The sequence below is a fragment of the Mucilaginibacter flavus genome (assembly GCF_030409315.1).
GTDB classification, from domain to species: Bacteria; Bacteroidota; Bacteroidia; order Sphingobacteriales; family Sphingobacteriaceae; genus Mucilaginibacter; species Mucilaginibacter flavus.
Genome location: NZ_JAUFPS010000095.1, coordinates 104,791 through 117,291, shown reverse-complemented (window position 1 = coordinate 117,291; position 12,501 = coordinate 104,791). Strand labels below are relative to the sequence as shown.

Annotated in this window: 12 protein-coding genes; 5 read left to right on the top strand and 7 right to left on the bottom strand. The window is 41.6% G+C overall.

All coding sequences use genetic code 11. The annotated features are described in order from the left end of the window. The first annotated feature begins 45 nt into the window (after positions 1-45). The 5 genes from QWZ17_RS27720 (at position 46) to QWZ17_RS27700 (ending at position 4,478) form a co-directional block, all read left to right on the top strand. Entirely contained in the window at positions 46-768 is a 723-nt protein-coding gene (locus QWZ17_RS27720; protein WP_290308604.1) for a hypothetical protein, read from the top strand. Between the two features lie 38 nt (positions 769-806). After that, positions 807-1,484 carry a hypothetical protein gene (locus QWZ17_RS27715; protein WP_290308603.1) on the top strand — a complete coding sequence of 226 codons (678 nt, stop codon included), beginning with the start codon at positions 807-809 and terminating at the stop codon, positions 1,482-1,484. Positions 1,485-1,654: 170 nt separating this feature from the next. Continuing rightward, on the top strand, positions 1,655-2,662 hold the full coding sequence (locus QWZ17_RS27710) for a hypothetical protein (protein ID WP_290308602.1): 1,008 nt from the start codon (positions 1,655-1,657) through the stop codon (positions 2,660-2,662). 93 nt (positions 2,663-2,755) lie between these two features. Beyond that, positions 2,756-3,640 carry a DUF488 domain-containing protein gene (locus QWZ17_RS27705; RefSeq protein WP_290308601.1) on the top strand — a complete coding sequence of 295 codons (885 nt, stop codon included), beginning with the start codon at positions 2,756-2,758 and terminating at the stop codon, positions 3,638-3,640. A 7-nt stretch (positions 3,641-3,647) separates the two neighbouring features. After that, complete coding sequence (locus QWZ17_RS27700; RefSeq protein ID WP_290308600.1) at positions 3,648-4,478, top strand: DUF8758 domain-containing protein; 831 nt, start codon at positions 3,648-3,650, stop codon at positions 4,476-4,478. A gap of 20 nt (positions 4,479-4,498) precedes the next feature. Here the strand turns inward: QWZ17_RS27700 and QWZ17_RS27695 are convergent, their stop codons facing one another. The 7 genes from QWZ17_RS27695 to QWZ17_RS27665 form a co-directional block, all read right to left on the bottom strand. Next, positions 4,499-5,317, bottom strand: a complete 819-nt coding sequence (locus QWZ17_RS27695; protein ID WP_290308599.1) for an HNH endonuclease — start codon at positions 5,315-5,317, stop codon at positions 4,499-4,501. Between the two features lie 73 nt (positions 5,318-5,390). Beyond that, a complete protein-coding gene (locus tag QWZ17_RS27690) occupies positions 5,391-6,359 on the bottom strand; it encodes a PD-(D/E)XK nuclease domain-containing protein (RefSeq protein ID WP_290308598.1) in 969 nt (322 codons plus the stop codon). After that, on the bottom strand, positions 6,347-8,347 hold the full coding sequence (locus QWZ17_RS27685) for a Piwi domain-containing protein (RefSeq protein WP_290308597.1): 2,001 nt from the start codon (positions 8,345-8,347) through the stop codon (positions 6,347-6,349). The genes QWZ17_RS27690 and QWZ17_RS27685 overlap by 13 nt, the downstream gene beginning before the upstream one ends. 798 nt (positions 8,348-9,145) lie before the next feature. Next, entirely contained in the window at positions 9,146-9,679 is a 534-nt protein-coding gene (locus QWZ17_RS27680) for a DinB family protein (protein WP_290308596.1), read from the bottom strand. A gap of 943 nt (positions 9,680-10,622) precedes the next feature. Next, complete coding sequence (locus QWZ17_RS27675) at positions 10,623-11,156, bottom strand: YceI family protein (protein ID WP_290308595.1); 534 nt, start codon at positions 11,154-11,156, stop codon at positions 10,623-10,625. Positions 11,157-11,255: 99 nt separating this feature from the next. Beyond that, positions 11,256-11,843 (bottom strand): Crp/Fnr family transcriptional regulator, encoded by a 588-nt coding sequence (locus tag QWZ17_RS27670; protein ID WP_290308594.1) that lies wholly within the window; start codon positions 11,841-11,843, stop codon positions 11,256-11,258. A 173-nt stretch (positions 11,844-12,016) separates the two neighbouring features. Next, positions 12,017-12,289: a helix-turn-helix transcriptional regulator gene (locus QWZ17_RS27665; RefSeq protein WP_290308593.1), complete on the bottom strand. Its 273-nt coding sequence runs from the start codon at positions 12,287-12,289 to the stop codon at positions 12,017-12,019. Between the last annotated feature and the right edge of the window lie 212 nt (positions 12,290-12,501).

Sequence of the window (12,501 nt, the reverse complement as noted above, 5' to 3'; positions counted from 1 at the left end):
TGGTGTTTGTACTTTATAAATGCTCAAATAACTATATTAGAATACATGGCCGAACTTGATAAATTCAACGGTTTCCTGTTTGTAGACGAGGTCAAGCATACAGTAGCAAATGGGGAAGGTGAGGATTCCTTTTATTATTTTGGTATAGCTGTTCGTAAGGACCGGAAGCCCGCGATCGATCAGGAATACCGATCGGCGGTTGCCTATCTGCCAAAAGGGTTTCATGCGACAAAAGCGTATAAGAATAAATCGGTTGACACTGCACTCCTTCAGAAATTAACTGACATTATCATCAACTTTAAACTACATTTGGTAGTCTTCCGCTACGATAAACATAAACTATACGAGGCCACGAAAGAGTTTTTGACAACATTGAATCATCCTGAGATCGCTGGACGTGAATCCAACTGGGAGATGCAGGCATTTTTTCACTTTGTCCAGCACTTAAATATTTTCCTTGCTAATAATCGGCAAGACTTTCCGGTCCCGTTATGCGCTTTCTGTGACAAGGGTATTTACGGCATTAATGATCCTATCGAGGCTGTTGACATTCCATCACCGGATGTTCAAAGGGCTGTCTTTACCTCCAGAAACAAGATCAAATTACTTGGGTTAGCCGATCATGCAGGGTTTATATTTGCAAAGAGTCGGCTGGCAACTCATCAGGCTCCGGGTAAAAATTCCCAAGCGGTGTTACAAAACAATGTTTTTGGTCAGCAGCTAGCGCGAATCGGTGCGGCCGGGCTATTCCACTACCTTGAAGCCTAATTAAATTACAAGCAATCAGCAATCCTTAAAAACATAAAATGGATAACATCGGGCAGGGACAAGTTTGGAAGGTTCAAAGGTTAGGTGACGGAAAACATGTTTTTAGGATACCTTTAGGCTGGCCGGAGAACAGGATCAACATTTTTGTAGAAAACCACAGGGTCGTTAAAGCACTGGGTCTTCCGACCTTAGAAATACTTGAAAGATATGAGACCGATACAGACATCGGTTTGATATGTGAGGATCTAAACATTTCAGGTGAAAATATTTATGTAACACCAAACAGTTTATACTCCAATTCTGATAAATATCAGGATAATCTCCTTGCGGCACTGCAGGGAAAAAAGAACGAAAAGAAAGCGCTATCTTTTGCAGAACAATGCCGCTACGAGTATAAGTTAGATGAACTAATTAATTTCGAAGATTTTATAAGATCAGTAAAAGCAGATCTGGAATTTGCAACGGAGAAAAAAACGGTGATAGATTTCGATTCATATTTTTTTGGCACCCGAAAGAAAGCATCGTCCTCGTCAATTGACTATATAATTGCCGATTTGGACCATATCCGCGATTTTAGCGGTGAAAGCCGGGACTTCACTTTAAAGGAGAATCATTCTGAATTTAACAGGGCTATGAGATGTTTTTTAAAGCATTTTGTGACACCCGGCAAAGGAGATGGTTACCTACAATATTTGAATCAGCAAATAGAAGCCTAGCGGCCGATAACTACGTGATCGAGGATTACCTTAAGAAAGTAATTATTACCACAGGCTTCGACAAAAGGTCGTTGTCAGTCCAGCAGATGCTAATATGTAAGAGAGGATTCAACTAATAACGAACTCCCGAGAAGCTCAGGTTATCAAAATAATATTAGTTATCTTAGTACGTGGAACGGATTATCTTGTTAAAAACACAGCTGGCTGAAGCGGCGAAATTTGCCAACGCGGCTGACACGGCGCATCAGCGCCTCGCTATTATTCTGCTGGATAATTTCGTTGAGATACAGTTGTCGGCGCTCATGCGCAAAAAGTTCAGCCATGAGGATGTATTTACTTCCAAACCCAAACAATATGCCTATGCACAGCGCGTCAAGATCCTCCATAATTATGACGATCTGCTAAAAGCGGCAGTAACAGAAAAACTAATCACCCCGGCCGATCAGAAAGCATTGACATTTTGCCACGAGGTCCGGAACCGGGCCTATCATATTGCTGCCGGGGAGCATGCGGTTATCGCGATCGCGATAGCTTTTCTGCAACAAATTGTCATGAGTTATCAGCCGCAGTGGCGGTCCGGGCGGGATTTCATGAGCGGTAACTTCAAAACGGTCGACCCGTTCGCTATAGGCCCCGCAAGTCCCTGGGGACTGGGTGCTAACGATGAAAAGGAATGGTCGGCATTTTTGGACAAATATTTTATAGCAGGTTCATCCGGAGACCCTGCTGCTGGCATGATCGCGGATTATCTCAGCGGTAAAGTAAGGCAGGCGGCTGACTGGTATAACTATTTTCGTGACGAATATTCAGTTTACGCACCGGATACGAAGGATTGGCAATTAAACGATTTTGTCAAACTCTATTCCTTCTTTGAAAGGTACGACTTCGAATTAAAAGTACTGAAAGAAGAAAGCAGCAGTCATGTTTATAACCAAGGTTATGCCAAACTGATGGCCCGGCATGTTGCCGGGTGGAAATTTATTAGGCAAGACCGTTTGGCAACCCTCGAAGAAAAGTTCAAAGCAATTACCAGGATTCCAGCGCACCAAGCACTTGAAAAATACGTCAGTCACCGTTCTGAGATCGAACTATTACATAGTGCCCTCGGGCGCGCCGCAAGCGCTTTTGATCAAAGGGTTGAAGAAAGCATCGAATACATGCGGGAAATGAGGCGTTGAACTGAACTTTGTAGAGTGTTTTAGTTTATGCTGTACCGGCTGCCTTGCTGATTGGGCCCCGGTAATTAATTTATTAAATAGTAACTTTGCAGGATGTTTTACAGGAGAAAGATCATATTGGCGTTGCTGGAGTTGTTTGAGGGGAAGTTGGAAAAGATCCGCTTACAAAAGCTCTTATTCCTGTTTTCAATGCGGCAGGCTGAACCGGAATATGAATTTATACCTTATAAATACGGTTGTTTTTCTTTTTCGGCCCAGGCTGACTTGGTAACCATGGTAAATAAAGGCCTGCTGATCGACGATCAGGACGGGTTAACGAAAAACGATACTGTAAAATATTTTGCGGCCCTTAAAGCAGATGACCGAAAAGCACTCGCCGAAATTAAAAAGTTGTATGGAGCCATGAATGGTACCGCACTGATGCGTCATACCTATATAAACTATCCTTATTTTGCGCTTAACAGTGTTAAAGCAACTGAGATACTAACGCCTGACGAAATGGATAAAGTAAAAGCCGCTCGGCCGGGGTCCGGAAAAACGACCTTATTTACGATAGGCTACGAGGGTATTTCGCTGGAACATTATATTAACAAACTGATCCGTAACGACGTCAAAGTGCTGGTGGATGTTCGCAAGAACCCTCTCAGCATGAAATATGGCTTCTCTAAAAGTTTATTAAAAAAATTCTGTGACAGTGTGGGTGTCGAATATGTACATATACCGGAGGTCGGTATTGATTCAGACCAACGCCAGGAACTCAACAGCCAGCATGACTATGACCAGTTATTCCTTGTATATAAGAAAGAAAACCTGTCAGCCACAAAAGGTGTACAGTCGAAAATACTTGAGCTTTTAAAGGTCAAAAAGCGAATCGCCTTAACCTGTTTTGAAGCCAATATCTGCCAATGCCACCGCAAACCATTAGCGGAATCCATTGCCGCACTATCCCAAGATCAATTTGAATTAAAACATATCTGATCCATCTATGGCGCTAACCAAAGTTCTCATTGCCGTTAAGACTTACCCTGCGTTGTCCGGAAAATATGATGAACTGGTTTGCACTGCAGGTTTCCGCGAAGATGGCAGCTGGGTAAGGATCTACCCCGTTTCTTTCCGGAAAAAATCTTATAATGAGCAGTACCGGAAGTATGACTGGATCGAGTTGGACCTGGTCAAAAATAATAAGGATTTCCGGCCGGAGAGCTACCGGCCCTATTCGCATGACACGGAGATCAAAATTCTCGACCATCTCGATACCCAAAGTAACTGGGCAGAGCGAAAGGCGATTGCCTTGGGAAAGATCTATTATAACCTAACTGAGCTGATCGCAGAGGCCAAGGATAAGAGTATCCGAACCTCCCTCGCGGTGTTTAAACCGGCAACGGTCAAGGATTTTAAGATCGAGGCAGTAGAGCGGGAATGGAAAAAGGATAAATTGGCCAAGCTTCAGCAAATGAATCTGTTCCAATCGGCAGATGACAATAAATTTGAAGTGGTCCGAAAGTTACCCTATAAATTTTCCTACATCATTACTGATAACCAAGGCACACCAAGTACGATGATGATCGAGGACTGGGAGATCGGTCAGCTGTATTGGAATTGTCTGGGCAAGCATGAAGGCAATGAAACTAAGGCCTGTGCGGATGTTAAAACCAAATACCTAGACGATTTTGCAATGACCAAGGATCTGCATTTGTTTTTGGGGACAACACAACTGCACCATCATGTTTCTTATAATCCATTCATGATTATTGGCACTTTTCATCCCAAAATAGAAGTTCCAAAACCGGTCAGTCCGCAAATGAAATTATTCTAAAACTCAGTTTTTATTATAGATTATTGGTCTTTTTTGCTATCCTTTGAAACCATGTATTCTTTCCCCCGACGTATCGGTGACCGTCCCTCGTTGGCTCCTAACCACTGGTGATAGCTGTCGATCTCCGGACTGCTAAGCCTAATCACATATTCTACCCCCATGATGACCATAACCGAATATACATGTTCAAGGTCGGTCATTAAAAAATCGAATTCATGCAGGATTTCATAAGGCGTAGGCTGAATATCAGTATTCATAAAGCAATCATCTTCGGTATAGATGCGTCGCTGGTGGTAAGGCCAGAAAGGGCCAATTCCGTACCGGGCATACTCCCTAAGGGGATGCAAATTGTTTTGGTCAATAAAATCATCAGTATATGGGCCCTCACCGAATGTATAATAGGCTACCATTTCAAGGGCTGTCTTAGCCAAGAAGCGCGAAACGACTGGGTTGGGGTAAATCACCTCCGGGATGGTTGGTATCATCATACTTTTGATCTTTCCTTCCTTGAGCAATTCAATGATCTCCGTATCTTCGGAGCGTAATATAAAACCTTGTTCGTCGATCCAGGCATCGACCCAACCGCCTTTAGGATGAGGGAACAATACTTTGTCAGGGACGAGCCGCCGTTTTTTACTGCGGATGACGTTCCGTTGCCGGAGGTTAATGAAATAAGGCATTTCCAGCAGTGGCTTTTCAACTTTCACCGCGAAATAGTTATTGCAGGCATCGCAAACTACGCCCTTTGGTAATACATGATCCACATTGCCCAATGATTCAGGAATGATATGCTCGACGGTTTTAAAGCCGGTTCCTTTTCTACAAAAAATACAGGCCATAGCTACTTATCAAGATTGCACGATGACTTCTACATCGAAAACATGACCGCCCTTGGTGCGGCTGCCGTTCAGATCATGGAAATTCGCTACATCCCTCGTCTTTTTGAAAGGGTCCCAAACAAAACAGTTTGCTCAGCCATTTGCATTCATGATACGATTCAAAATCCACTTTTAGCTGCTCTATAAAATGTGTTTCGTTACTATCGCCGGCCTTGATCATTTTAACTTCGATCAGGATGTTTTCTTCCCGTAGGATCAAGTCGATCTTGGTTGATTTGGCCCCCACTTTAGGGATTGGATCCTCATCGCGCAGATTCGGGAAAACACTTTTCAGGATGACATATAAGATGTCCTGAACATCATATTCATCTGAAATTACATAAGCAAGATGATCTTTCCGGCGGTCTTTGGTGATCTTTTGTACGGCATTGCTAAAATGATGCAAGATGTCCCTGATTATTTCTTCAGCCGGCTTATTCATATACCTGATCTTCAACAAAGCGGCCTCCAGATCCTCCAAAAGGATCTGTAACTGGACATCGGCATCCATTTTCGACAGTTGCAGAATTGCCTCATTCAAGTCTTTTTCTTCCGGCATGTCAACACCAATGATCTGCTTGATAGCAGTCACGATCGGTTCTGAAAAGTGGGTTTTAATTTCGGCCGCTAGCGCTGTTGCATATGCAGGTTCCAGCCTGGCGATAAAATACTTTTGCTTCAGGTCACTCTGTTTGAACTTTTGATCCATCGCCGTTTTCAAGCCTACGCTATCGGCCAAATATAATCCGGCGAATTTGTAGATGTTGGAAGTGGCATCCATCCCTTTGATCTTCGGCCTGTTTAGGATACCTTTTACTACACCACTTTCGACTTCCGAGCGCATATAGCCTTTTAAAGAAACCTGTTCGTCCGGGGTAAGTTCAAAATGCTGTTGCCCAAGCTGCAACGGCGAGGTAACGGCGAGATAGGCCGCCCATTCAATATTTTGATTTTGCGACAGCCGGCGCTGACTTTCCTGGATATATTGCCTTAAATAAACCATAGTTTGTCGCTTACTGCTTTTAGTCTGTCAAAATCCCAGCCTTCTACTTTTTTCAATTCTTCAGTCATCCTCGCCATTAGCGACGGGTACATGATCGTAACGGTGCGCTTCGACGGCATATAACTGCGGTGAGATAAGTGGGAAAACCAATACACTTGTTTGGCGATGTAAAATAAACTGGTAAAATCTGACCGCTTGTCCAGGTCGATCTTCAATGGAAGATCGCTTTTGGGCACGAAATGCAATACGGCGGAATGACGACTCAGCTGAACATAGGTCCCCTGGTTAATATCCGACTTGCCATCGTTATAATACAAACGGTAATTATGGCCATAGCCCAAATGTACAAGGGCAAATTCAAAATCATATTCGGACAGTCGGGCTTTCAGTTTTTCGATCGCTTTGATCTCATATTCTTCACTGGCCGACTTAAACAAATGGAAGATCAGCCTGAACTTCCCTGTCTTGCTCATTTCTTCGATCAGCGGTGAAAGGGTTTTAAACAAATGATTCTCTAAGTTGGCCGGGTATGTGGCAAAGGTAGATAAGGGGGAACAATCGCCGGTCATATAACGCCCGTCATTGTGAAAAACTTGGGCGATGCCTAAAACGAACTGTCCATTGTCAGAAATAGTAGAGCCTATCCCGATCACCAATTCATCTTTCAACCGGTCTTCCTTTTCAATGGTCCAGGCGGTACCGCCGAGCTTCGCATAGGTATTCAAAGCGATATTGGTCATGGTAAAGGCATTCAAATTCTGGCGGATGGTTTCGATCTGAACATCCTGCGTCGGTATCCCATTACCGATGAGTTTTGCCTTGCATACATAGTAAGGCGAAAAATTCGGATGTAGCTTTTCCTGGGCCTCATTGACGATCACATAGATCAGGTCACATTTCAAGAGGTCGTCTTCATATAGCCGCTCTTTATAGCTGTCAAGATCCGTTCCGGGGATCGTTTTAAACAAAAAGGAAAGAGCGTTAAAATGAAAGACTTCCTTTAATTTCATTTCGATCTTTTTAATAAACCCTTCCGTTTCTCCCTGGTACGCCGCGGGGCAAATCACCCCGATCTTTATGGCTTTGTTCTGGTAAAGCTCCAGCGAATAAGGTTGATAGGTTTTCACCATTTGGTCGTAAAAACGCAGGCCTTCGGTGTTTTTACGGTTGCTGTAAAAATATCGCTGGGGCTTTCCTATAATTTCTGACCGCACGACGTCATTGTCAAATGGCAAATAATTCCGGCTGATCGAATTCACGTTCAATCCAAAAGGCAGGACGATGCTACCCCTTTTTTTTTGCAGCCATTGCTGGAATCCATCAATCACCTGAAAGGCTTTGCTATTGAGGTTTTCCTGCGTAGTGACCTTGTCGTAGGTACTTGAGGCGCCGCTGGAATCCAGGAAGCGCTTTAGGGATTGCAGGTTAGCATAGATCTTCTCTTCATTTCCTCTAAGGCCTGCGGCATCAATGCCTGCCTCAGCAAACTCCTCTCTTGACCAGGTAAAGGCATTCTTAAGAGCAGCCGATAAGGTAAAACCAAAAAACAGCCGATCTTCTTTGTAAAAGAAAGTGGTAGAAAAATGAACGACCCTATTGACGGTCAAGCCCGGGATAGCCCCTTTTAAAAGGTCCTTTTTTGCAATAATCTCCCATACATTCGCGTGCTTGTTCTTGAAAAAATTATAACTGCCGTTCGTAGCGATCAGGTCGATCAATGCCATTTCGAAAATTTTGGCCAGCAATTTGGGTTTCTCGGTGATAACAACAGGCAGCGTTGCAGTTCCCTGCGGTAACACGGCCTGGTTATTTTTGGGCCATAAATAGATCAGGTCATCAATCCGATAAAAAGTCCAGTCAGCATGGTCGCCATTGAGTTTTTTGAAAGCCTCTTTAGTCGCGTAGGCAGCATACGGTAAGGTTGGAAAATCGATGGGAACCGGTGCAGGTATATCAAGATGAAAAAAATTTAGAAAAAGGCCGCTCATATGGTTTAAAAAATAGATAGGTTCAGATCATGAATTTTATAAAAATGTGAATTTAGCAATAATTGATTCAAATAAGGCCAAGTTGTTGACAAGTTGGCAGTTATCGAATAATTAAGAATAAAAGCATGAGCGCCTGCCAAATGATTACTTTTTACTATACAGAGGATTTAAATTATTAAAGGATGTCAACCTGAACAAGGAAATATAATCCGCTAGTTTAAAACAAGCCATGTTTCGGCCGGACCAAAATTACTTGTCAGCAGGCGTCGACTTCAATATCACATCGTTTACCATTTACTTAGTTGACTCTTTGCATGAAAGAGATTGTTGAGCGGGCACAATCAACAACAGATAACTATTTATTATCATTATACAAACTTCCAATTTGAAAGAGCCTAACGGCCTCTTTGTTCCAACCTATCAAGCATCATCTTATTGCTGGTAATTTTGCTGACTTAACTTCTTTCCAACTTTTAAATAACATTCTTTGAAGATACCTCAATTACTCAATTTTGCCGCCACTTGCGGAGGCCGAGGGTATTCTTCATGCAAACCCATTAATAAAAATAGTTGATAATGGCACCTCATCGTGACAGTTTAGAACAATGTTCACAGGAACACTATTTTTATCGGAAGAAAGGGAACCGATTGTTGGCACCTGAAATTAGCTCAACCTGAGAGCAGCAAGTAGGCGTAATTCCTTCAAAAATGATGGCGAAAACGTTCTGCTACGGGCTAGATTTTTTTTAGTTAATATTCCTAATTTATATTGATTTTTAACAATTAGTTAGATGAACCTCAACGTACTGAGCTGAAATCCTTATCAATCCGATCCAATTGTTTCAGGTGATGCAGCATATGAATACGGATGAATTTATACCATTGTTGGGCGTTAAGCATGCCCATACGAGGGTGTTTAAAGCGATATTGGGGGTCAGCAGCGACCACTTTCTCTGCTAAATCGTTCAAGTTTGTTTTAAGCTTATCTAGCAGGGTGAAGGCTTCTAGCTTCGATATTTTATCGACAATAAATCGCCCTCCAATTTCTTTAGGTTGTTTTACCTTGAACGGCGGAAACCTTTCAAAACCAAGCATAAGCATTCCAATGATACTCAACCCTTTTTTGGAAGCGGGCAATTGTTTTTTAACGCATTGATTGATGGCTTCGGTAATACCTATGCTGGTTTTAAGTATATGTGCGTATACTTCTGCATATGACCATCCGCCGGATGACGGGGTAACCTTAAACCGATTGTCCGGAATTTGGGCCAGCCGCTCGTTGTAATCACTTAACGCCTTGTTAATTGTAGTGCGTTCTAAAACTAGTTTCATCAATGTTACTGCTTATGAGCATAAAAATAATTATAATAAAAGGGCAAAGGTGCCGGAAGTGACATCCTTATTAGTGAGGTCACTCGTTGCATAGTTGTCATTGCTGGTGCGGTTTCTTGGGTGAAAAATCCCGGTCTGCCATTCGCCAGTTACTGATCTGCATAGTATCAGTAAATATCCGAATCTTTGGGCGTTTTTTTAAATCCTCTAAAAACTATTATGGACAATTTTTCGATTTAGTTTAGCCCGCAATGGAAGTTTTTCGAATCTTTTTTTAGCAGATTTAAAATACTTAGCCGCCTCCTGATTTATTTTATTCAGTTTGTAATCAATTAGTTGACGCTTTAAAATTCATTAGGCCAATTTTTATTTACTTAACAAAACAGTCTGGTTTTTTGATAATTTAAACTAGCAGTCATCTGCTAATCGGACTAGCATAGTCAACAGTTATTATTGACCTGGACGCTTTTCTTTTCTTCAAGCGCCTTAAAGAAAAGTACCAAAAGAAAAGGTCTAAAATTTACCATCATTCAATTTTAGATTCGAGTCTTATCCGGACTGCCAAAACCTCCCGAGCTGTTTCAGTTTGGCTAATCTGACTGTACTTTCAATAAAAATAATCACTTAGTGATTTCAGCCGACATTCTCGTATTTTTTCGCGTCAGTAAAAAGTGTGTATAGTAGGTTGAAATTACTGATTTAGGAATAGACGGATTTTTAAGGGTACTTCAAGTCCTTTTGATCCTTCCAATTGCGCTTGCTTTAACCATGTTGACAACATATATTCCATTCTACCTTCTATTGGATGTAAAAGTCTTATTTGATAATTTTTTACAATTCGTCAGTAATGACACGAGCAGCGAGTAAAAAAAGGTATTAATTTAAAGACTGCCAAAATGATACACTACTTAAGTTTAATTTATAAATGTAAACGAGGCTGATATTAGGTTTTAATAAGTTCCACGTCCATTTGTAATTTCACAACGTCCCCGACGATCACACCACCAGCATCCGTTAGCACATTAAAGGTTAAACCATATTCTTTACGGTTAATCTCCCCGCTGAGTTCGAATCCGATCCGACTATCACCCCAACGACCAAAGCCGCTCCCAGTTAATACCGCTCGTAATTTGATCTTGTTGATAACATCGCGTATGGTTAATTCTCCATCGAGTTCATAATCTGTTACTGCTTTTTTTAATTGACCCTGAAAATTAATTTGGGGGAATTGCGCAGTGTCAAAAAAGAAATCCGAATTTAGATGCTCATCGCGAACTTTATTATTAGTGTTGATGCTCGTAGCATCAATTTGTAAGGTTACCGATGCGTCCGTAAAGTCTTCGTGATTAGAAGTTACCTGTCCTTCAAATTCATTGAAAATTCCCATAATATAGGCAATACCCATGTGTTTGATTTTAAATTGCAGGTTGGAGTGACCAGGGTCAATTTTCCAGTTGGATGTAGTGGTTTCTTGCATAACGTCGATTGTTTAAATAACACCCAACAAAAGTAGCCTGCAGAAAGCTCACCGGTAATGAACCAGATTAAGAAAACAATGCTTTTAACTTAATCCAGATTAAGCCTTACTGTTTGCGAGAGTCCTGCGCAGCTTGCTCAGGAATTCAGGGGTGATACCCAGGTAAGAAGCAATATATTTCTGAGGAAGAAACTGTTCGATGCCCGGAAAGGTATTTTGAAATTTAAGATAGCGAAGTTCCGCAGTTAAGGAACGGCTTTCTACGAAAAGCATTTGGTGCCGCATCAGCGCCCCTTGAAACAAGTGCCGGAAATAACGTTCAAACTTGGGATGGTCTTTTAATAATTGGTTGTGCACTGTCCGGGGAAGCAACAGCAGACTTCCATCACAAAGGGCCCTTGTAGTCAAAGGGGTCACCGGTTCCGAACCTAAACTGTAAACGTCACCGGTCCACCAACCGGGGGCGGCAAAGCGCACTACATGCTCATTACCAGCTGAATCAGTAAAATAGGTAACTGTATAACCGGAGTTCACATAGGCTAGATAACGTGCGGCATCACCGCTTTTTACGATGAGTTCCCCTTTTTTAAATGGCCTTTCAATCACGAGTGTATCTAGTAGAGTTTGATCTTCTTCTTTCAAGTCAACAAATTGTCGGATATGAGTGAGCAATAATTGAAGTTTCATCAGTAATGTTACAAAACCTAAAGATGAGCAGATAAATCGAATTATTCTTACCACTTTGTATAGCATTTTTCCTTCTTTGAATATTTTTCGCGGAGCGGATAGTTTTAAGACAGCCTTAAAAACAATCGCCTATCACTAAACGACACAAGAATCAAGTTCGATTATTATGAAAACTAAAATGCCTTTGCATATTTCTTTGGCTTGATTCCCTTATGCCTTTCAAATATGCGTGCGAAGTGGCTGAGATTGGTAAACCCCATTTGATAACCTGCTTCTGAAATTGAAAGGTGTTGTTCTTTGATCAGGAAAGCTGCCTGTTGGATACGTAAATATTGATAGTAATTGTAAAGTGTATTACCAAAAATATGTTTGAATAGTCGCTTGATTTTACTCTCGCTCATTCCGGAAATCTTGGTCAGGTCAGAGAGGTTTGGATTGATACTCAAATCAGCTATTACTTATCCCTTATCTTATAGATTGTTTTTACATCATTTTTGTTTGGCGGATATTAAATTGTTCAAGGCAAAAACTAAACTTTCTCCTTTGGAATTCAGGGTCTCATTCAATTGACAAATCTGTTTAAACCAACTAACCCGGACAGGTAAATTTTTGATTCATATAGTTTAGACAATTCCTTCAATAGCTAATTGGTATGGTA

Excerpts from the sequence above, each read along its gene's own strand:
- QWZ17_RS27685 (WP_290308597.1), bottom strand. The coding sequence starts at position 8,347 with ATGAGCGGCCTTTTTCTAAATTTTTTTCATCTTGATATACCTGCACCG.
- QWZ17_RS27670 (WP_290308594.1), bottom strand. The coding sequence starts at position 11,843 with ATGAAACTTCAATTATTGCTCACTCATATCCGACAATTTGTTGACTTG.
- QWZ17_RS27720 (WP_290308604.1), top strand. The coding sequence starts at position 46 with ATGGCCGAACTTGATAAATTCAACGGTTTCCTGTTTGTAGACGAGGTC.
- QWZ17_RS27715 (WP_290308603.1), top strand. The coding sequence starts at position 807 with ATGGATAACATCGGGCAGGGACAAGTTTGGAAGGTTCAAAGGTTAGGT.
- QWZ17_RS27675 (WP_290308595.1), bottom strand. The coding sequence starts at position 11,156 with ATGCAAGAAACCACTACATCCAACTGGAAAATTGACCCTGGTCACTCC.
- QWZ17_RS27690 (WP_290308598.1), bottom strand. The coding sequence starts at position 6,359 with ATGGTTTATTTAAGGCAATATATCCAGGAAAGTCAGCGCCGGCTGTCG.
- QWZ17_RS27695 (WP_290308599.1), bottom strand. The coding sequence starts at position 5,317 with ATGGCCTGTATTTTTTGTAGAAAAGGAACCGGCTTTAAAACCGTCGAG.
- QWZ17_RS27700 (WP_290308600.1), top strand. The coding sequence starts at position 3,648 with ATGGCGCTAACCAAAGTTCTCATTGCCGTTAAGACTTACCCTGCGTTG.
- QWZ17_RS27705 (WP_290308601.1), top strand. The coding sequence starts at position 2,756 with ATGTTTTACAGGAGAAAGATCATATTGGCGTTGCTGGAGTTGTTTGAG.
- QWZ17_RS27680 (WP_290308596.1), bottom strand. The coding sequence starts at position 9,679 with ATGAAACTAGTTTTAGAACGCACTACAATTAACAAGGCGTTAAGTGAT.